This is a genomic window from Lentzea jiangxiensis, assembly GCF_900104175.1.
Taxonomy (GTDB): Bacteria; Actinomycetota; Actinomycetes; order Mycobacteriales; family Pseudonocardiaceae; genus Lentzea; species Lentzea jiangxiensis.
This window is the reverse complement of sequence record NZ_FNIX01000014.1, coordinates 73069-92374: the sequence shown is the minus strand read 5'-3', so window position 1 is coordinate 92374 and position 19306 is coordinate 73069. Positions and strand designations below refer to the sequence as shown.

At 70.2% G+C, this 19306-nt stretch carries 19 protein-coding genes and 1 tRNA gene; 9 read left to right on the top strand and 11 right to left on the bottom strand.

The genetic code is table 11. The features are described from left to right. Nucleotides 1-18 precede the first annotated feature (18 nt). On the top strand, nt 19-3174 hold the full coding sequence (locus BLQ91_RS28865; protein ID WP_090101802.1) for a glycosyltransferase: 3156 nt from the start codon (nt 19-21) through the stop codon (nt 3172-3174). Between the two features lie 57 nt (nt 3175-3231). Here BLQ91_RS28865 and BLQ91_RS28860 read toward each other — a convergent pair whose 3' ends face one another. Further along, nucleotides 3232-4389: a hypothetical protein gene (locus BLQ91_RS28860; protein ID WP_090101800.1), complete on the bottom strand. Its 1158-nt coding sequence runs from the start codon at nt 4387-4389 to the stop codon at nt 3232-3234. 579 nt (nt 4390-4968) lie between these two features. Here BLQ91_RS28860 and BLQ91_RS28850 point away from each other — a divergent pair. After that, on the top strand, nt 4969-5220 hold the full coding sequence (locus BLQ91_RS28850) for a hypothetical protein (protein ID WP_090101797.1): 252 nt from the start codon (nt 4969-4971) through the stop codon (nt 5218-5220). Between the two features lie 206 nt (nt 5221-5426). Here BLQ91_RS28850 and BLQ91_RS28845 read toward each other — a convergent pair whose 3' ends face one another. From BLQ91_RS28845 to BLQ91_RS28840, 3 genes are all read right to left on the bottom strand, one after another. Then, nucleotides 5427-5819, bottom strand: coding sequence for a contact-dependent growth inhibition system immunity protein (locus BLQ91_RS28845; protein WP_090101795.1), 393 nt, complete (start codon nt 5817-5819; stop codon nt 5427-5429). Nucleotides 5820-5933: 114 nt separating this feature from the next. After that, nucleotides 5934-6098: a hypothetical protein gene (locus tag BLQ91_RS41655; protein WP_176959996.1), complete on the bottom strand. Its 165-nt coding sequence runs from the start codon at nt 6096-6098 to the stop codon at nt 5934-5936. A gap of 9 nt (nt 6099-6107) precedes the next feature. Then, nucleotides 6108-8912 carry an AfsR/SARP family transcriptional regulator gene (locus BLQ91_RS28840; RefSeq protein ID WP_143022852.1) on the bottom strand — a complete coding sequence of 935 codons (2805 nt, stop codon included), beginning with the start codon at nt 8910-8912 and terminating at the stop codon, nt 6108-6110. Nucleotides 8913-8969: 57 nt separating this feature from the next. Here BLQ91_RS28840 and BLQ91_RS28835 point away from each other — a divergent pair, with 57 nt between their 5' ends. Next, entirely contained in the window at nt 8970-10016 is a 1047-nt protein-coding gene (locus BLQ91_RS28835; RefSeq protein ID WP_090101791.1) for a cytochrome P450, read from the top strand. Here the strand turns inward: BLQ91_RS28835 and BLQ91_RS28830 are convergent. Then, the gene (locus tag BLQ91_RS28830) at nt 9991-10419 is read right to left on the bottom strand and encodes an OsmC family protein (RefSeq protein ID WP_090101789.1); all 429 of its coding nucleotides are present in this window, start codon (nt 10417-10419) and stop codon (nt 9991-9993) included. The two genes, BLQ91_RS28835 and BLQ91_RS28830, sit on opposite strands and share 26 nt — an antisense overlap. Before the next feature lie 122 nt (nt 10420-10541). On the opposite strand from BLQ91_RS28830, the gene BLQ91_RS28825 reads away from it, so the two are divergent. Continuing rightward, nucleotides 10542-11144 (top strand): LD-carboxypeptidase, encoded by a 603-nt coding sequence (locus BLQ91_RS28825; RefSeq protein ID WP_245733873.1) that lies wholly within the window; start codon nt 10542-10544, stop codon nt 11142-11144. Beyond that, a complete protein-coding gene (locus BLQ91_RS42930; protein WP_245733886.1) occupies nt 11120-11401 on the top strand; it encodes a S66 peptidase family protein in 282 nt (93 codons plus the stop codon). Before BLQ91_RS28825 ends, BLQ91_RS42930 begins: the two co-directional genes overlap by 25 nt. 45 nt (nt 11402-11446) lie before the next feature. On the opposite strand, the gene BLQ91_RS28820 is transcribed toward BLQ91_RS42930, so the two are convergent. Together BLQ91_RS28820 and BLQ91_RS28815 are read right to left on the bottom strand one after the other, a co-directional pair. Next, nucleotides 11447-11519: transfer RNA gene (locus BLQ91_RS28820), tRNA-Gly, on the bottom strand. Between the two features lie 32 nt (nt 11520-11551). After that, nucleotides 11552-11950 carry a DUF7674 family protein gene (locus tag BLQ91_RS28815; protein ID WP_090101951.1) on the bottom strand — a complete coding sequence of 133 codons (399 nt, stop codon included), beginning with the start codon at nt 11948-11950 and terminating at the stop codon, nt 11552-11554. Between the two features lie 159 nt (nt 11951-12109). On the opposite strand from BLQ91_RS28815, the gene BLQ91_RS28810 reads away from it, so the two are divergent. The 3 genes from BLQ91_RS28810 (at nt 12110) to BLQ91_RS28800 (ending at nt 14839) form a co-directional block, all read left to right on the top strand. Beyond that, nucleotides 12110-13426, top strand: coding sequence for a sigma-70 family RNA polymerase sigma factor (locus BLQ91_RS28810; protein ID WP_245733872.1), 1317 nt, complete (start codon nt 12110-12112; stop codon nt 13424-13426). Between the two features lie 93 nt (nt 13427-13519). Continuing rightward, on the top strand, nt 13520-13957 hold the full coding sequence (locus tag BLQ91_RS28805) for a DUF983 domain-containing protein (RefSeq protein WP_090101785.1): 438 nt from the start codon (nt 13520-13522) through the stop codon (nt 13955-13957). Nucleotides 13958-13972: 15 nt separating this feature from the next. Then, nucleotides 13973-14839, top strand: coding sequence for an Fpg/Nei family DNA glycosylase (locus BLQ91_RS28800; protein ID WP_090101782.1), 867 nt, complete (start codon nt 13973-13975; stop codon nt 14837-14839). Here the strand turns inward: BLQ91_RS28800 and BLQ91_RS28795 are convergent. The 3 genes from BLQ91_RS28795 to BLQ91_RS28785 are packed head-to-tail and all read right to left on the bottom strand — an operon-like array spanning nt 14832 to nt 17510. Continuing rightward, nucleotides 14832-15410, bottom strand: a complete 579-nt coding sequence (locus BLQ91_RS28795; RefSeq protein WP_090101780.1) for a LutC/YkgG family protein — start codon at nt 15408-15410, stop codon at nt 14832-14834. The two genes, BLQ91_RS28800 and BLQ91_RS28795, sit on opposite strands and share 8 nt — an antisense overlap. Next, nucleotides 15403-16821 carry a LutB/LldF family L-lactate oxidation iron-sulfur protein gene (locus tag BLQ91_RS28790; RefSeq protein ID WP_090101778.1) on the bottom strand — a complete coding sequence of 473 codons (1419 nt, stop codon included), beginning with the start codon at nt 16819-16821 and terminating at the stop codon, nt 15403-15405. Before BLQ91_RS28790 ends, BLQ91_RS28795 begins: the two co-directional genes overlap by 8 nt. Then, the gene (locus BLQ91_RS28785; RefSeq protein WP_090101776.1) at nt 16803-17510 is read right to left on the bottom strand and encodes a (Fe-S)-binding protein; all 708 of its coding nucleotides are present in this window, start codon (nt 17508-17510) and stop codon (nt 16803-16805) included. The genes BLQ91_RS28790 and BLQ91_RS28785 overlap by 19 nt, the downstream gene beginning before the upstream one ends. A gap of 111 nt (nt 17511-17621) precedes the next feature. On the opposite strand from BLQ91_RS28785, the gene BLQ91_RS28780 reads away from it, so the two are divergent. Then, a complete protein-coding gene (locus BLQ91_RS28780; protein WP_090101773.1) occupies nt 17622-18884 on the top strand; it encodes a sensor histidine kinase in 1263 nt (420 codons plus the stop codon). 235 nt (nt 18885-19119) lie between these two features. Here the strand turns inward: BLQ91_RS28780 and BLQ91_RS41650 are convergent, their stop codons facing one another. Next, complete coding sequence (locus tag BLQ91_RS41650) at nt 19120-19287, bottom strand: hypothetical protein (RefSeq protein ID WP_166048541.1); 168 nt, start codon at nt 19285-19287, stop codon at nt 19120-19122. Nucleotides 19288-19306 lie beyond the last annotated feature (19 nt).

Below are 19306 nucleotides of genomic sequence, written 5' to 3'. Positions count from 1 at the left end.
AGCGCTGGAGAACGACTGATGGAGTTGGACCGCCGGATCGAGTGGACCGGGGAGCGCTGCGTTCCGTGGACCGAGGACACGCAGGTGGTGTACGAGCACTACCACCGCTACGCCCTCGCCAGGGACCTCGTCGCGGGCAAGCGGGTGCTCGACCTCGCGAGCGGTGAGGGCTACGGCGCCGCCATGCTCGCCGAGACCGCCGCGGAGGTCGTCGGTGTCGACATCGACGTGCCGTCGGTGGAGCACGCGCAGCTGAACTACGGTGGTCCGTCGCTGAGGTTCGTCGTCGGGTCGATCACCGACCCGGCCGTGCTGGCCGACGCCGGGCAGTTCGACGTGATCACCTGCTTCGAGGCCATCGAGCACGTCACGGACCACGACGGCCTGATGGAGCTGGTCCGGACGCGGCTGGCGCCCGGCGGGCTGCTGCTGATCAGCACCCCGGACACCGAGGTCTACAGCCACCAGCACCACAACTGCAACGAGTTCCACCTCAAGGAGCTCACCGAGCGCGAGTTCGCCGAGCTGTTGAAGGCGGACTTCGCCAACGTGGCCATGTTCCGGCAGAACGTCGCCGTGGGCTCGGTCATCACGTCGGTCAGCTCGGCCAAGGGCTCGCTCGGCGCGCACACCGTGCGGGCCGCCGGGGACACGTGGACCGTCGAGAACGGCCTGCCGCACACCTACCTGGTCGCGGTGGCGTCGCGGGGCAAGCTGCCCGCGCTGCCCTCCGCCGCGATCATGCTCGACCCGGAGCTGTCGCTGGTCGGCCGCGCCACGGCCCGGCTGCGGGCGCTGTACGAGGACAGCCGCGCCGAGGTCGAGCAGCTCAAGGCGACCATCGAGGAGCTGGAGCAGCACCGCCAGACCGAGGAGCGGGACAAGCTGGCCGCGCTGGAGTCGGTGCGGGACTCGCACGCCGAACGCGAACGCCTCGCCGGCGAGCTGCACCAGGCGGTGCGCGCCGCCGACCGGTCCGCGGCCGTCATCGAGTGGATGCAGGACTCGTCCAACGCCCTCGAGCAGCGCGCGGTGCGGGCCGAGGCGGAGGTGCAGCGCCTGCGCAGGGAGGTCGACGAGCAGAACGCGCTGGTGCAGCGCGCGCTCGGCAAGTACCGCAGCGTCGTCGAGAAGGTGGCGCCGCGCGGCAGCACGTTGCGCGACACCTACGAGAAGGCGCTCGGCCGCCAGCCGGGCCCGGTGGAGCAGATCGCCGCGGAGCCGCGGACGCCCGTCGCCGTCCACACCAGCGACAAGCCGCTGGTCAGCATCGTCATCCCGGTGCACGGCAAGTGGAAGTACACGCGCCAGTGCCTGTTGAGCATCAACAGCGTGCACTCCACGGTGCCGTTCGAGGTCATCGTCGTCGACGACGCCTCCCCGGACGACAGCGCGGAGAAGCTCGCCGCGTGCACCGGCATCCGGCTCGTCCGCACGCCGCGCAACCTCGGGTTCATCGGCGCCTGCAACCTCGGCGCCGAGAAGGCCCGCTCCGAGCTGGTCCTGTTCCTCAACAACGACACCGAGGTCACGCCCGGCTGGCTCGAAGCGCTGGTCGAGACCGCGAACTCCGACGACAGGATCGGCCTCGTCGGCGCCAAGCTGGTCTACCCGGACGGCACCCTGCAGGAGGCCGGCGGCATCATCTGGTCGGACGCCACCGGCTGGAACTACGGCCGCAACGGCGACCCGAACGACCAGGCCGTCAACGTCGTGCGCGACGTCGACTACTGCTCGGGCGCGGCGATCCTGGTCCGCCGCGACCTCTTCGAACGCGTCGGCGGCTTCGACACGCGATACGCGCCCGCCTACTACGAGGACACCGACCTCGCGTTCGCGATCAGGGAGTCCGGCCACCGCGTGGTCGTGCAGCCCAAGGCCGTGGTCATCCACCACGAGGGCATCTCGCACGGCAAGGACGTCGCCACCGGCGTCAAGCGGTACCAGGAGCTCAACCGCACGGTGTTCGCGGAGAAGTGGGCCGACGCGCTCACCCGCCAGCTGCCGGGCCCGAGCGAGGCCAACCTCTGGCTCGCCCGCCAGCGCGACAAGTACGACCGCGGCGGCCCGCTGGTGCTGGTCATGGACCACCAGGTGCCCGCCACCCGGATGGACTCGGGGTCGGTGCGGATGCGCGCGGTGCTCGAGGAGCTCGTGGACCTCGGCTGCCGGGTCGTGTTCTTCCCCGCCAACTTCGGCGAACTGCAGCCGGACACCGACGAGCTGCGCCAGCTCGGCATCACCGTGCTGACCCAGCACGAGCGGCAGTGGGAGTTCATCCGCGAGGCGGCCCCCGAGCTGTCGTTCGCACTGCTGTCCCGGCCGAACGTCGCCTGGATCATGCTCGAGGAGCTGCGCACGCGGGCGCCGCAGTGCGTCATCGCCTACGACACCGTGGACCTGCACTTCCTGCGGCTGGAGCGGCAGGCCGTGGTCGCCGAGCGCGACGGGCAGCCCGAAGAGGCGTTCGCGTTGCGCCGCAAGGCGAACGCCACGCGCGAGCTCGAGCTCGGCCTGGTGCGCGCGACAGACGTGACGTTGGTGGTGTCCGAGGCGGAGCAGGAGTTGTTGCGGCAGCAGGTCCCGGACGCCGACGTGCGGGTGCTGTCCAACGTGCACTCCGTCGACTGGACGCCCGTCTCCGTGGGCGGCCGCACCGACGTCGTGTTCATCGGCGGGTACGACCACGTGCCGAACCGGGACGCGGCGCAGTGGCTGGCGAAGTCCATCATGCCGTTGGTGCGCAAGGAGATCCCGGACGCGATGCTGCGCCTGGTCGGGTCCAACCCGACGAAGGAGCTGCTCGCCCTGCACGACGAGGACGCCGGTGTGGACGTGGTCGGCTTCGTCGCCGACCTCGGTCCCGTCTACTCCCGTGCGCGCATGACGGTGGCACCACTGCGTTACGGCGCCGGGGTGAAGGGCAAGATCGGGCAGAGCGTCAGCGAGGGCGTCCCCGTGGTGGGCACGACGCTCGCGCTGGAGGGCATGCACCTCACGCCGGAGCAGGACGTGCTCGTCGGCGACACCGAGGAGGAGATCGCCGCGGCGATCGTCCGGCTGATGCGCGACGACGACCTCTGGTACCTGCTTTCCCGTTCCGCCAAGGAACAGGTCGCCGCCCAGTTCGGACCGCAGGTCGCCCGCGCGGTGCTCGAAGACCTGCTGAAGTAGGCAGGACACGAAAAAGGCCCCGAGTCTCCTCGGGGCCTTTTCCTTGCCGTGCGGCGACTAGCGCACCGTCGGCGGAGCGAACTCGAGCTGGTTCTTCAGCAGTTCCTTGAACTGGGCCTCCGCGCTGTCGCCACCGTCGGTGAAGACCTCCACGAAGACCATCTTGTTGTAGTAGACGTAGGTGGCGCGCAGGACCTTCTTGGCGGGGTCGGTGACGACCTTGACGCCCTTGTACGAGAGGTCCTTGTCCTCCTTCAGCGCGGCCTGGTCCTGCAGGTAGGCGGCGACGACCTTGCTCGCCGCGGCCTGGTCCGTGACCGCCAGGGCCATGATGCTGAGGGTGTTCTTGCCGTCGACCGACGTGCTGAGCGTCGCCTCGGTCATGCCCGCGGCCACCAGCGCGTCGGTCGTCTTGCCGACCAGCAGCTTCTGCGCGGCCAGCTTCGGCAGGTCGAACTGACCGCCACCGGCGCGCTCCGTGCCGGGCAGCGGCCCGTAGATCGAGTCGGCGGTCGCACCGGAGTCCGGCTTCTGCGCGGGCGGGTCCGGGATCGGCTTCACCGTCGGCGTGGCCGACGTCGAGGTCTGCCCGGTCGGCGACTGCCCCTGGTTGTTGTCCTTGTTGCCGCTGAAGAAGAAGTAGCCGGCGACGCCGAGACCCGCGAGGAGTGCCACGACGATCACGATGCCGACGATCTTCTTGCCCTTGCCGGACGACTCGCTGGCCGACTCGAAGACCTCGGGGCCCTGGTTCCACGTCGGCGTCGAGAAGGAGTCGTCACCCGTCACCCACGGAGGGGGCGCCGCGTTGCTCGTCCCGCCGCCCTGCTGCCAGCCGCCCTGGGGGAACTGCTGGGGCTGCCCGTAGTTCGGCTGGGGGAAGCCACCGCTGTTGGGCACCACCTGGGTGGCGTCCGGGTTCGCCTGCCCGCCGCCGTTGTTGACGGACACGACCTGGGTCTTGTCCGAGTTCTGCTGCGGCTGCTGCGGCTGCTGGGCCTGCTGCGGCTGCACCGGCTGGATGTACTGCGTCTTCTCCGGTGGCGGCACCGCCTGCCACTGCTGCGGCGGAGGGGGCGAGAAGGAGCCGCCGCCCTGCTGCCCACGTGTGTCACCGGCGAGCAGCGCGTCGCGCCGCTGCCGGTACTCATCAGCGGACACGCGGCCGCTTGCCAACTCAGCGTCGAGCTTCTGCAGCTCGTCCTGCCAACTCACAGTAGCCCCCTGCTGACGCGGCCTTGATGAAACCGCGCCATTGTCGCACCTGCTCACGAGAGACTTCGGGCTGAGGGTAGTTGGTCCACGCGAATCGATCCCGAACGTTCGCCGATGTGGTTATCCACTCGTAGTAGTGGGATCAGTCGATCATGAATTCACGCCTCTCCGCGCATTCCACCACTTCCCCGAAAGGCCCCTCGCCCCGCCGTTCCCGCCCGCCCACCGCAGGGCATGCGGCAGGGCGCGTTCCACTACGCCGAGAACCACCACCAGCGGTACCTGTGGGACGCCAAGAACCCTTGCGGCTACTGCGCTTTGGGTGGCACGGGCGTTCCGCTCCCGGCGGCTGTGCGGTTCGTTTCCGGCACGTCGGCACCTGGCCGTGGCCCCGGAGACCCCTGCCCGACTCCGGCGTCGACATCCTCACCGGAATCTTCGCGAGCTGCGACCGGGGGACCGCGTGATCAGCAGAAGATGAGCCCGCACGGCCTCGTGGTCGTGGTCGTCGTTGTCGGCCGCGGCCGCGAGGTCGTCGTGGTGGTGACGGGTGGCGCCGCCTGAGTCGTCGTCACCGTCGTGGTGGTCGTGTTCGTGGTGGTCGTCGTGGTCGTCGCGTTGGACGACGAGGACGCTGAGGCCGACGAAGACGACGAAGACGACGAAGACGCTGCGGACGATGAACTGCCCGCCACCGTCTGTGACGGCGTCTCGGTCTGCGTCGGCAGCAGCGACGGGGTGTTGATCAGCGAGACGCGGGCGGGGTCGCCGCCTCCCGGCTGTTGCGAATCGCCCGACGCCAGCGACCCGACATGGGGCGCGAGCACGTAAAACGCGGCGACGACAACGCCCAGGAGAGCACCGGTTGCGAGCCGACCGGGCCCACTCATCGCCGCCAACACCCCGACTGCCTATCCCGTTCACTCGGTTGGGTCAAGGGAACCGGTTGTTTTCGATTCAACCAAAGCTTTGTGAACATCACTTGGACTACGCTCTGTGACAGCAGCGCGATCGTCCTGAAAACCGCCGGTACGCGTCTAGCCGGGGAACTGGTCCGCAGCGGACATGAGCAGCTGCCAATCGCCGTCGGGTAAGACGCGCAGTCGGTCCAGCACCGCGGACATCCTAGCCAGTAACTCAGGGTGATCGGACCAGAAGGAATGATCTACTCTCAGTAGAGCGGCGAGCAGGTCACCGGGGTACAGCGCGACTGATCCGAGAGGATCGCGCTCGACGTGTTCCAGCGCCAGCAGCGCGGTCACGTCGAGGCCCACCTGGTGGGTGACGAGCAGGTGCAGCGATGTCGGTGTCAGCTGTCCCACCGGCAGGTCCCGCAGGGCGCACAGGTCCCGGTAGAGCTGGGTCGACGACGAGTCGGGGCTGCGCCAGTCGTCGTGGCTGAGGTGCGCCAGCGTTCTGTCCCGGTCCACGCACCCATGGTCCTCGCCGGAGGAAGACCTGGCGTGCCGACGGAGGCAACGGTTCGGCATTGGGTGACTGCACGGTCGAGTCCGGCAGCACGGCACTCGCGGCCTCACCGACGCTCAGCGAGTCCCGTCCGAGCAGCCGGAGCAGCACGCCACCTCGTCGTCCGCGTGGGGAGACCGCAGCACGTGGCAGTCCCACCCCATCGCCGACAACGCGACCCGCACGTGGTGCAACACGGCTCCGCACGCGAGCGACGCCGTCTGGTCGGTCCGTGTCGTCACGAGCTCGCGTCACGGCTGCGCGAGGTCCTTCGCGGCCACCTCCACCACGGCGGACACGGTCATCGCGGCGCCACGGGCGAAGTGCTCGCCGTAGGCCTCTTCACCGAGGGCCTGCCGGCACAACGCCACGCACTGGTCGTGCGAGGCCGCGAAGTTCGCCGACCTGAACAGCGGCAACCCGACCGACCGCCACACGCGGTCCGCGCCGCCCAGCACCAGCGCGGCGTGCGCGGGATGGCCGGTCACCGCCGCGATCAGCGCCAGCAGCTCCACCGACACCGCGATGCCGAGCAGGTCGTCGAACTTCGCCTTGATGTGCAACGACGACATCGCCAGCGCACGGGCCTCGGCAACGTCTCCGCGTCCCATCGCGACGATCGCCAGGACGTACAACGCGTACGCGCGCGCCCACAGCTCACCGTTCTCCTCACACACGGCCCGAGCTTCTGCGCAGATCTCCGCCGCACGGTCGAGTTGGCCGCTGAACGCCACTGTGATGGCCAGCGCCACCTTCGCCATGATCACGTTGCTGTCCAGGTGCCCCAGTTCGGCGTGACGCCGGTCGGCTTCCGACAGCAGTTCCGCGCCCAGCGGCAGGTCGTCGTCGAACACCGCCGCCGCACCCCGGACGCAGGTCGCGAAGACGTCGGCGTCCTCGTCCCGCAGCCGCGCCGCCTCGCTGCGGCACGTCTCCAGCAGCGCCGGCACCGCGGAGGTGTTGCCCTGCAACGTCGCCACGTACCCGTTGACCCACAACGCCTTGCAACGCGCCTTCGACGGTTCGGTCTCGAGCGACAGCGCCCGGTCCAGCCAGTGCCGTCCCTCGGCGAACCGACCGCAGCCGACCCAGTGGAACCACAGCGTCGCCGCCAGCCGCAGACCGGCGTCGGCCTCGCCCGGCGTCGTCAGCGAGTGCTCCAGCGCCGCCCGCAGGTTGCCGCGTTCGGCCGTCATCGCGCCGACCGTCGCCAGCTGCCGTGACGTGAACCAAGCCCGTTCACCTTGTGCCGCAAGGTTTGCGTAGTAGTCGCGATGGCGGATCTTCAGCCGTTGCTCTTCGCCGCTCGCACGCAGCCGCGTCTGCCCGAACTGGCGCATCGTCTCCAGCAACCGATAGCGCGCAACGCCGACGTGTTCTTCGCGCTGCAGCACGGATTTTTCGACCAGCCCGTCGACCGCGTCGAACATGAAATCCGCGGTCAGCGCGTCGTCCGAGCACACCGCCTCGGCCGCGGCGAGGTCGAAGCCGCCGACGAACACCGACACCCGCGCCCACAGCAGCTGTTCGCGCGGCGAGCAGAGGTCGAAGCTCCACTCCAGCATCGCGAGCAGCGTCCGGTGCTGGGGCAACGCGGTCCTGCCGCCGCCGGTCAGCACCCGGAACCTGTCGTCGAGCCGTTCCAGCAGCCGCGCTGGTGTGAGCGCTCTCATCCGCAACGCCGCCATCTCGATCGCGAGCGGGATGCCGTCCAGCCGCCGGCACAGGTCCGCCACCGCCTGCTCGTTGGCATCCGTGATGACGAACGAACCGGGAATCGCGGCGTCGGCGCGTCGGGCGAACAACGTCGCCGCGGGATGCGGAACGGACAACGGCGCCACGGACAGCACCTGCTCGCCGTACACGCGCAGCGCGCGCCGGGACGTGGCGATGACACGGAGCTTCGGTGCCGCCCGCAGCAACGTGTCGACCAGGACCGCGCAGTGGTCGACGACGTGCTCGCAGTTGTCGAGCACCAGCAACGCGTCCCGGTCGGCGAGGAACTCCGTGAGCACGGTCAGCTGCCCCCGCCCGGTCTGGTCGACCACGCTCAGCGCCTCGGCGACGGTGTGGGGGACGAGCGCCCGGTCGCGCAACGCCGCCAGCTCGACCAGCCACGCGCCGTCCGGCGGCTGCTCGGCGCGGGCGACGTGCAGGGCCAGCCGGGTCTTGCCGACACCGCCGACGCCGATCAGCGTGACCAGCCGGTGCTGCCTGATCAGGTCCGTGACGTGCTCGGTTTCCGGGCGGTCGACGAAGCTCGACCGGTCGGCCGGGAGGTTGCCGCGCACCGGCACCACCACCCGTTCCGGCAGGTCGAGACGCGGGTCGGCGGTCAGCACCGCCTGCTCGAGGTCGCGCAGCCGCGTGCCCGGCTCGATGCCGAGCTCGTCGGCCAGGACGGCGCGCGCCCGCTGGAACGCCGCCAGCGACTCGGCCTGCCGCCCGCAGCGGTGCAGGGCGATCATCAGCTGCTCCCACAGCCGTTCGCGGAACGGGTGCCGCTCGACCAGCGCGTTGACCAGCGGCGCCACCGCGGCGTGCTCGCCCAGCGCGAGGGAGGCGTCCATCAGGTCCTCGGTCGCGTCCATCCGCAGGCCGACGAGCCGCGCGGACTCCTGGCGAGTCCACTCGCCCGGCCGGCAGTCCGCGAGAGGGTCGCCCGTCCACAACGCGAGGGCCTCGCGCAGCATCTTCGCCGACTCCGACGGCTCATCGCTGTGCCGTGCTGCTGCGACGAGCGCCTCGAACCGTGCCACGTCCACGGTCTCCGCCGACGCGTTCAGCACGTAGCCCTGCTCGCGGGTCGTGATCAGCTCGCCGAGCCCGGCGTCGCGGATCTGCCCGCGCAGCCGCGCGAGGAGGCTGTGCAGGGTCTTCGTCGCGCTCGCCGGTGCCCCGTCCGACCAGAGCGCGTCCACGAGCGCACTCCTCGGCACCGTTTCACCCGGGTTCAGCGCCAGCCGGGCCACCAGCGTCCGCTGCCCCGCGCTGCTGAGCTGAACCGCTCCGTTCGGACCGGTGAGTTCGAGCGGTCCGAGCAGCCGGATGATCACGTTGTTCGTCCTGTCGTCAGCCCCCGACAAAGGCTGGAACCGCGCCAAGATAGCGCAATGGAATTCGACCCGAGAATCAACGCGCGGCGGGTGACCGCATACGCCGACCTGTGCGCCGTGCTGGCTGATCCGGTGACGTTCTCCTCCCGGAACTCGGCAGGTCCGCAGCTCGCGGCCGTGGCGGCGCTGCTGCCGCCGGAGCAGCGGCGATTGTTGGAATTGATGTCCTCGCTCAACACCGCGGACGGCGCCAGGCACGCCCGAATTCGCGGAGCGGCGAACCACGAATTCACTCAAACGGCCGTGCGCCGAATGGCTGACCCGATCAGGAATCGTGCGAGGGCGCTGCTCGACGAACTGGAGGAGGAAGTCGACTTCGTCGGCGATTTCGCCGCCCCGTTCGCGCTGGGCGTCGTCGCGGACGTGCTCGACGTGCCGGACGCGGACTTCCCGCTGTTCCGCGAGATCGTGGCGCCGGTGCTGGACCTGACGAGCGGCGAGGAGGTCAGCGCACGGGTCCTCGGGCCGTACTTCGCCGCGATGGGAGAGTTCCGCGCCTACTTCGGGCGCTCGAACGCGTTCCGCGGAGGACAGCTGTCGGAGCAGGAACGGCTGGCGCTGTGCCTCGCGGTCGTCGTCGCCGGCACCGACTCGACCACGAACATGCTGGCCAGCGCGGTCCTGCGGCTGGACGTACGGGAGCGCCGATCAGGCGGAGTGGTGGAGGAGGTGGTGCGCCTCGACTCCCCGTTGACCGGCTTCTTCCGCACGGCGACGCGCCCGGTGGTGATGGGCGGCGTGCAGGTCGGGGAGGGTGAGCACCTGTTCCTCGACTACGCGGCGGGCAACCGCGACCCGGAGGTGTTCACCGAGGACTTCGACCCCGGCAGGCCGTCCGTGCCGGCGCACCTGGGCTTCGGGCACGGCCCGCACCACTGCCTCGGCGCCCAGCTGGCGCGCCTGCAGGGCCGGATCGTCGTCGAAGAGCTGCTCGACCGCTCGTGCGAGGTGGCCGAGCAGCCCGGCGACGTGCGCTACCGCAGGCACCTGATCAGTCATGGGCCCGCGGAGCTGAGGTTCAGACCAGGGCAGCGTCGAGGGTGATGTTCTCGACGGCCGCGAGCGCCTTGGAGACCGGGCAGTTCGCCTTGGCGCCCTCGGCGGCCGCGACGAAGTCCTCCTGGGACAGGCCCGGCACGGAGGCGCGGACGGTCAGGTGGATGCCGGTGATGCCGACGCCCGCCTGGAACGAGACCTCCGCCTTGGTGTCGATGGAGGTGGGCGGCGTGCCCGCGCCGGTCAGGCCGTGCGAGAGCGCCATGGAGTAGCAGGAGGAGTGCGCGGCGGCGATGAGCTCTTCGGGGCTGGTCTTGCCGCCCGCCTCCTCGGCGCGCGCCTTCCAGTCGATGTCGAAGCTGCCCGAGCCGGAGGTGGCGAGGCTGACGTTGCCCTTGCCCTCGACGAGGGAGCCTTCCCAGTGCGCGTTTGCCGTCTGCGTGATGGCCATGGTCTCCGAGTCCTTGTCGAACGAGCTCGATCAGGGTGATGCGAGCGAACGGCTCCACCCTTTCACGGCTCGGCCTGGAGATCACCCCGTGAACCACCGTGCGGGACTGGAGAGTCCCCTGTGTGAACGTCGTGCTGCCGCCGCGGGTCGTCGCCGGGGACCGGGTCCGCCTCGTGTCACCGGCGAGCTGCCCGAGCGAGGAGGTCCTCGCCGAGTCCGTGCGGGTGCTGGAGAGCTGGGGACTCGTCGTCGAGGTGGGCGAGCACGCCCTCGACCGCCACGGCTACCTGGCTGGCCGCGACGCCGACCGGCCGGCCGGCCTCGACGACGCCTACCGCGATCCCGGAGTGCGGGCGGTGATCGCCACCAGGGGCGGCGCCGGCGCGTACCGCATCGCCCACGACCTCGGCTTCGACGCCGTGCGCGCCGATCCCAAACCGCTGGTCGGGTTCAGCGACATCACGAACCTCCACCCGGCGCTGTGGCGGCACTGCCGCGTCACCGGTGTCCACGGGTTCCTGGCGGGCGCGCGCTCGGCGGCCGCGACGCGGTCGTTGCTGATGGACGGCGAGCCCGTCGTGCTGCACCGCGACCGGGAACGTCGTCGGCGGGCACCTCGGCACCCTCGCCTGGTCCGTCGGCGCCGGACTGCCGAGCCTGGCCGGCGCGGTCCTGTTCCTGGAGGCCCCGCGCGGTCGGGCTGGGGCACGTCGACCGGCAGCTGACGCAGCTCCTCCGGTCGGGGTCGCTCGCGGGACTGCGCGGGGTCGCGCTCGGCCGGTTCCCGGGTTTCGAGGACTTCGCCGACCGCGGCTGGACGGTGCTCGACGTGCTGCGCGACCGGCTGGAGCCGCTGGGCGTGCCGCTGATCGGCGGCATCGACGCCGGCCACGGCGACGACCCGCTGTCGTTGCCGCTGGAACCGGTGGCGGAGCTGGACGCCGACGCGGGCACGCTCACGGTGGGGCCCGCAGTTCGCTGAAACGGAAGAAGTCCGGCACCCGAGGGATACCGGACTTCTTCCGAGAGCGGATGACGAGACTCGAACTCGCGACCCTCACCTTGGCAAGGTGATGCGCTACCAACTGCGCTACATCCGCACTGCCTTACGGGGGAGAACTATACAACAGCCTCAAACCGCGTCCTGCGAGGGGGGTGCCAAACCGGCCAGCAGTTGATCTACCTCGGACAACTGCTCCTTGGGCCACCGCCACTCCCACAGCGCCCGCACCTTGGGCAGCACGTCGACCGGGAGCCACGCGGCGACCTCCTCGCGGAGGTCCCAGTCGTCGAACACGTGCTCGTAGAAGCTGATCAGCGCCGCGTTCCCCAGGAACTGCTCCGGCTGGTGGAAGCACCAGTGCGCGAACCCGTACGCGCGCCGCAGCACGTCGTCGTCCTGCTCGCGGTGCGCTTCCTGGGTCAGCTGGCAGAGCTCGGAGAAGAAGACGTGGCAGGACCATTCCCCGGCTTCGGCGACAGCCCGAAGTTCCGGCACCAGAGCCGAAGCGCGTTCCCGCCAGTCCACCACGCACGTGACGATAGTCGCTCGATCTTCTCCGGCCGACCGCACGACGCCCACCTGTGACCGTCCTGTCACCGATCGCGTTGCGCTGAACAGCCCACGACTAACGGATGGTCTTGTATATCGACCTGTTCTCGACCAGGAGCAGTTCTGGCCCCTTGTGGCATGTTGAGGCCTGTGATGGTCGACGAGAACGAGGTCGACCGGGACCTGCTCGCCAGGGTGCGCGAGGGAGACGACTCGGCCTACGGCGAACTGTTCTCCCGGCATGCGGACGCGATCCGCCGCTTTTCCCTCAGGCACGTCCGCGAGGCGGCCGAAGCCGACGATCTCACCGCCGAGGCGTTCTTCCGCATGCTGCAGGCGATCCGCCGCGGCAGCGGTCCGACGGACCACGTCCGCACCTACCTGCTGACGGTCGCCCGCCGCGTCGCGTGGGAGTGGAGCGGGCGGCGCCGGGACGTGCCGGTGGAGGACGAGGAGCTGGGCCGGCGCGTCGAGCCGGTGAGCGACAACGCGAACAGCCGGGTCGAGCACAACCTCATCACCAGGGCTTTCTCCAGCCTGCCGGAACGCTGGCGGGTAGTGCTGTGGCGCGTCGAGGTGGAGGGCGAACGCCCCGCCACCGTGGCACCGCACTTCGGACTCTCGCCCAACGCCATGTCGGCGTTGGCCCGCCGTGCGCGCGAAGGCCTGCGTGCGGCGTATCTGCAGGCGCACCTCGCCGCCGACGACGGGCGTTCGTCGTGCGCGGCGATCCGGTCGAAGCTCGGCACCTACACGGCCGGCGGGGTCCAGGGCGTCGAGGAACGCCGGATCCGCGCCCACCTCGACACCTGTGCGTCGTGTTCGCAGCTGCACGCCGAGCTGAACGAGGTCTGCGCGACGCTGCGCGCCAACGCGGCGTTCCTGGTCGTGCCGGCGGCGCTGGGCCTCACGTTCGCCGGGAAGGTGCTGCTCACCAAGGCGAAGATGGCCCTCGCGGCGGCGAGCGTGGCGACGATCGGCATGGTCGGCACGATGGCCGCGGTGTTCAACGGCGGACCGGGCGTCGCGGTGCTGCAGCCGGACCAGAACCCGGTGATCGCCATGGACCTGTCGGGCTCGACCAGCTCCGAGCACAGCCGCGGCCTCGTGGTGGCCGACCCGCCGCCCGCGCAGGAGCCGCAGCGGGAGAAGCCGCGCGAGAACGTGGTCAACCCCGGTGGACAGCGGCAGGAGACCGTGCGCAAGACGCAGTCGTCCGTGCCGGTCCCGCCCTCCGAGGCGCGGCGGGCACCGCCGGTGGAGCGGGCGGAGACGGTCGTCGAGTCGTCCGGGGAGGCCGGGGTCGCGAGCACCGCGGCGACGACGTCGCGGGAGATCCAGTCGCTCAACGCGCCGGTGACCTCGTCCAGCCCGTCTTCCTCCCAGCCGTGCTCGTCCCCGCGGACGACGGTCACGACCGCCACGCTCTACCCGACGGAGCCCCGGCAGAACTGACGGTGACGATCAAGCCGGGCGAGTTCACCCACAAGGCTCGGCCCGCGCCAGGTACGGTTTGACCAAGACCGACCGAGCGTGGGAGACGGGTACATGACGCGGCTGGTGCGCGGTGCGGACGGGCGGATGTGGACGGTCCACAGCCGCATCGAGTGGCGCAACCCGCTGGAGTCCGACGACTTCGAGCACGACGTCAGCGGTGGTGCTCTGCCCGGCATCATGATGGCGGGCATGCTCGCCGTGATGGTGGTCGTGCTGATCGCCTGGACGCCGGAGCAGGTCGTCGTGCCGGCGTGGCTGATCCTCGCGCTGATCTTCCTCTTCGCCTTCTTCCCCGTCCGCTGGGCGCTGCGCCGTCCGCACACCCTGGTGGCGGAGAGCAAGGCCACGGCCGACGAGCTGCCGCCCGAGAGGTGGATCGGGCAGGTCAGGGGCCCGCTCGCGGTGCGCCAGGAGGCCTCCCGCGTCGCCCGCACGATCGAGATGCACTCGCTGCCGGACGTCGAAGGCCCGTTGCAGCCGGTCGACTGATGCGACACTGGACCGGTGCCCGAGCTACCCGAGGTAGAAGCACTGGTTCACCACCTGCGTGAACACGCTGTCGGCCGCACCGTCCACCGCGTCGACGTGGCGTCGCTGCAGGTGTTGAAGACGTTCGACCCGCCGTGGACAGCGCTGCACGGCCAGGAGGTCGTGGCCGCGCACCGGCACGGCAAGCACCTCGACCTGGAGGTCGCGGACGGCCTGCACCTCGTCGTCCACCTCGCGCGCGCCGGCTGGCTGCGCTGGGCGGACACCATGGCCGCGCCACCGCCCAAGCAGGGCCGGGGGCCGCTGGCGCTGCGCGTGCACCTCGGCCCGCCCGGTCAGGGTCCCGGGTTCGACCTGACGGAGGCGGGCACCAAGAAGGGGCTCGCGGCGTGGATCGTGCGCGACCCGAAGACGATCGCGAGCGTCGCGAGGCTGGGCCTCGACGCACTGGGGATCACCCGCACGCAGCTGGAAGACCTGTTCGCCAAGCGGACCGAACGGCTCAAGACGGCGCTGACGGACCAGAGCCTGATCGCGGGCATCGGCAACGCCTACTCCGACGAGATCCTGCACATGGCGCGGCTGTCGCCGTACGCGACGGCGGGCAAGCTGAACGACGAGCAGCTCGACCACCTGCACGAAGCGATGCTGAGCACCCTGACCGATGCGGTCGCGCGGTCCGTGGGGCAGGACGCGGCCCGGCTCAAGGGCGAGAAGCGGTCGGGCCTGCGGGTGCACGCGCGCACGGGCCTGCCGTGCCCCATCTGCGGCGACACGGTCCGTGAGGTGTCGTTCGCGGACAAGGCGTTCCAGTACTGCCCGACCTGCCAGACCGGCGGCAAGCCCCTGGCCGACCGCCGACTGTCGCGGCTGCTCAAGTGATGACGAGGACCTCCAGGGTGCGGGGGCCGTGGACCCCCTCCACCCGGTTGAGCTCGATGTCGCTCGTCGCCGACGGGCCGCTGATGAACGTCAGCGGCCGGGTGGGCTCCAGCCGGTGCAACGCCTCCGGCACCGACGCGGCGATCTGGTCCGCCCGCACGACGCACAGGTGGTGGTCGGGGAGCAGCGTGAGCGCACGCCGTCCCTGCGCCACACCGCCGTCGAGGACGATCGTGCCGGTGTCCGCTATCGCCACCGCGCACCCGGTGAGCACGCCGTCCGACCGGTCGAGCTCCTCGATGGTGAGCGGCTCGTGCAGCCACTCCACGCCGTCGACCAGCCACTCGGCCGGGACGTCCGGCGGTACGACGATCCTCTTGCCGCGCAGGCGGTCGAGCGCCTCGGGAACGTCCGTGACGACGTGCACGACCGCGCGGTAGTCGGCGACCCGTTCGGCGAACAGCTCGACGCCGCCCGGTCCGGTGTCGCGGTACCCGCGGACGACCGGTTCCGCCGCAGGCACTCGTGCGTCTCGGATGCGCTGCAGGATCTCCTCCCGAGCACTAGCCACGGTTCCTCCTCCACCAGGCGCGGAACGACTCGGACGGCGGCGCGGGCGCGTCACGGGACGACGTCCACCTCGAACCGGGCCACGGCAACGACGTGATGCGCCCGTCCCTCGCCAGGAACCGTGCCAGGGCACCGGCTCTCTGCGCCTTCTCGTAGCGCGACGCCTCCTTGAACATCCACGCGGCGGCGGCCATCGCGACGGACTCCGCCGTGCGCCCCTTGGCCTCCACGGCCTCGGCGCGCAGGTGCGTGAGGACGGACGGGATGTCGATGCGCACCGGGCAGACCTCGAAGCACGCGCCGCAAAGTGAAGAGGCGTAGGGGAGTGAGGCCGCCTGCGGGTCGCGCATGTCGCCAACCAGCTGCGGTGTCAGGATCGCGCCGATCGGTCCCGGGTAGACCGAACCGTACGACTGGCCGCCGGTGCGTTCGTAGACCGGGCAGACGTTGAGGCACGCCGAGCACCGGATGCACCGGAGTGCCTGACGCCCGACGGAGTCCCGCAGCGTCGCGGTGCGCCCGTTGTCGATCAGCACGAGGTGGAACCTCTGCGGGCCGTCGCCGGGCGTCACGCCGGTCCAGACGCTCGTGTACGGGTTCATCCGCTCCGCGGTCGAGGAGCGGGGCAGCAGCTGCAGGAAGACCTCGAGGTCCTGCCACGACGGCACGAGCTTCTCGATGCCCATCACCGTGATCAGCGTGTCCGGCAGCGTCAGGCACATCCGGCCGTTGCCCTCGGACTCCAGCACCACGATCGACCCGGTGTCGGCGACGGCGAAGTTCGCGCCCGAGATGGCGACCTTGGTGGTGAGGAACTTCTCGCGCAGGTGGACCCGTGCCGCCTCGGCGAGGTCGGCCGGTTCGTCGGACACCTCGACGCCCATGCGGCGCTGGAAGATCTCGCGGATCTCCGAGCGGTTGCGGTGGATCGCGGGCACCAGGATGTGCGACGGGCGGTCGTCGCCGAGCTGCACGATCAACTCGGCGAGGTCGGTCTCGACGGCGTGCACGCCGCCCGCTTCGAGGGCCTCGTTGAGCCCGATCTCGGCCGTGGCCATCGACTTGACCTTGACGACCTCGGTCGCCTGTTCCTCCCGGCACAGGTCGAGGACGATCCGGTTCGCCTCCTCGGCGTCCCGTGCCCAGTGGACGACGCCGCCGCGGGCCGTGACCGACTCCTCGAGCTGCACGAGGAGGGTGTCGAGGCGCGCCAGGACGTCGTTCTTGATCTGCTCGCCGGCGACCCTGAGCTGTTCCCAGTCGGTCATCTCGGCGACCGCGGCGGCCCGGCGACCGCGGATGGTCCCGGTGGCCTTGCGCAGGTTCTGCCGCAGCTGCGTGTCGGCCAGCGCCTTGTGCGCGGCCTTCGGGAACGTCGGGCTGCCGAGCCACGTCACCGGGTTGCGAGCCACGGGTCCTCCTCCGTCGAAGCCAGGATCTCCGCCAGGTGCACCGGCCGCACACCCGTGCGCAGCCGCGAGAGCCCGCCGCCGATGTGCATGAGGCAGGAGTTGTCGCCCGCGCTCACCACCTCGGCCCCGGTCGAGAGCACGCACGTCATCTTGTCCGCGAGCATCGCCGTGGACGTCTCGGCGTTCTTCACCGCGAACGTGCCGCCGAAGCCGCAGCAGTGCGTCGAGTCCGGCAGCTCCACCAGATCGAGTGCCTTCACGGCCCTGAGCAGCGCCAGCGGCTTGTCCCCGACGCCCAGCATGCGCAACGAGTGGCACGTGGGGTGGTAGGTGACGCGGTGGGGGAACCACGCGCCGACGTCCGTCACGCCCAGCACGTCCACGAGGAACTCGGCGAGTTCGAACGTCCTCGGCGGGGACTCACCCAGAGTGGGGTGGATCTCCCTGACCATTCCGGCACATGACCCGGATGGCGCAACGACGTGGTCGTAGCCGGCGAAGACGTCGGTGTACTTGCGGGCCAACGGCCTCGCGTGCTCCCGGTAGCCGGTGTTGAAGTGCATCTGGCCGCAGCACGTCTGGTCGAGCGGGAACTCGACCGAACAGCCGAGTCGTTCCAGCAGACGCACCACGGCACGTGCCGTCTCGGGGAAGAACGTGTCCGTCAGGCAGGTCGCGAACAGAGCCACTCTCACCCGCACACCCTCCCCCCAAATTCATCGGATGTCTACCCGGAGCGGTGGACCGTACGGGCGTACGGTGGGCGCGCCTCTTGCTATAGGGGCGCCCCACAGCACAGCATGTGCACCGTGGGCGACCTGTTGACCGAGCGTGCGGTGCTCGGTGTCATCGCGACTCTGGCTGTTTTGGGCCTCTTCGTGATGCTGTGCCGCGCTCGACGCGTCAGCACCTCCGTCGAGGACGCCGTGATGGACATGCTCGACCGCATGTCCAAGGCGTCGAGCGACCTCCGCGCGGGCCTGACCCAGGAGGCCGCCGACAAGGCCACGCCCCACCTGCGCGAGATGCTGCGGTGCGTCGCGGTTGCCATCACCGACGAAGAAGGCACCGTCCTGTCGTGGGACGGCGGCGCGAACGACCACTACGAGTACCTCCGCGACACGGTGGCGCGAGCCATCAACAACTGCCACAAGGAACACGTCGACCACCGCAAGCTCGGCTGCGAGCTGCAGGGCCCGTGCTCCCTGCACAGCGTTGTCGTCGTGCCGCTCGTCGTCGAGGGCGACGTGGCCGGCACGCTGATCGTGGTGTCCGGCGTGGCCTCGAAGCGCCAGATCCGCATGGCCGAGGAGACCGCCCGCTTCGTCTCGACCCAGCTGGAGCTGGAGGTCGTGCAGAAGCAGCGGCAGGCCCTCGCCCAGGCCGAGGTGAAGGCGCTGCGGGCGCAGATCTCGCCGCACTTCGTCTACAACGCCCTGAACACGATCTCCTCGCTGATCCGCACCGACCCGGCGCACGCCCGTGAGCTGCTGCAGGAGTTCGCGGAGTTCACGCGCTACTCGTTCCGCACCGACGGCCTGTTCACGACGCTGTCGGACGAGCTGACCAACATCGACCGCTACCTCACCATCGAGCAGGCCAGGTACGGCTCGCGGCTGACCGTGCGCCTGCGCATCGCCCCCGAGGTCCTGCAGGTCGTCCTGCCGTTCCTCGTGCTCCAGCCGCTGGTCGAGAACGCGGTCCGCCACGGCCTCGCCAAGAAGCCCGGCGGCGGCATGCTCACCATCACCGCCGAGGACAACGGCAGCGAGGCCCTGATCAGCGTCGAGGACGACGGCGTCGGCATGGACCCCGATCGCCTCGACGACATCAAGGACGCCCACCAGACCGGCGCGCACGTCGGCATCGGCAACATCAACGACCGCATGCGCACGGTGTTCGGCGTCGAGTACGCCCTGGTCGTCGAGACCGCGCCGAACGCGGGCACGAAGGTGATCCTCAAGGTGCCGAAGTTCGCCCGCAACGTGCTGCCGAACCTGAACCTGGGCAACCAGCTGACGGACGAGCCGATGACGAGCGAGCAGCCGGCGATCCGCGCCTGACAGCCGATCCAGCGCGTTCGCGCCCTCAGAAAGTTGCAGGGTCAAACATGCTCAACCCGGACGTTCGCCCTGCCGATTGTGGTGGTGACCAATGAACAGCCGGTCCACGAGCAACCAGGGCCGGCCGCGAGCAAAGGCCATTCATCCAGTGCAGGAACAACAAGCACCCGAACGCGTCCGCGTCTGCATCAAGTGCACCGCGAAGGGGATCAACAGCTGCAAGTGCTGACGGGGCTCAGCGCGCCGCGACCGCCAGGGTCGTGATCAGCACGACGGCGCACACGCTCCAGCTCACCCACATCCAGTAGATGTGCATGGGTGTCGGCCCGGCGGCGTTCTGCCTGCCCCGGTCGTCCCACCACTCGACATAGCGTTCGAGCCAGCGGATCGGGTTGAACGTCACAGCCCGAACCTAGCACCAG

Bases quoted from the DNA above. Each gene is read 5' to 3' on its own strand.
- BLQ91_RS28865 (WP_090101802.1), top strand. From the start codon at position 19: ATGGAGTTGGACCGCCGGATCGAGTGGACCGGGGAGCGCTGCGTTCCG.
- BLQ91_RS28835 (WP_090101791.1), top strand. From the start codon at position 8,970: ATGGAATTCGACCCGAGAATCAACGCGCGGCGGGTGACCGCATACGCC.
- BLQ91_RS28830 (WP_090101789.1), bottom strand. From the start codon at position 10,419: ATGGCCATCACGCAGACGGCAAACGCGCACTGGGAAGGCTCCCTCGTC.
- BLQ91_RS28810 (WP_245733872.1), top strand. From the start codon at position 12,110: ATGTTGAGGCCTGTGATGGTCGACGAGAACGAGGTCGACCGGGACCTG.
- BLQ91_RS28805 (WP_090101785.1), top strand. From the start codon at position 13,520: ATGACGCGGCTGGTGCGCGGTGCGGACGGGCGGATGTGGACGGTCCAC.
- BLQ91_RS28780 (WP_090101773.1), top strand. From the start codon at position 17,622: ATGTGCACCGTGGGCGACCTGTTGACCGAGCGTGCGGTGCTCGGTGTC.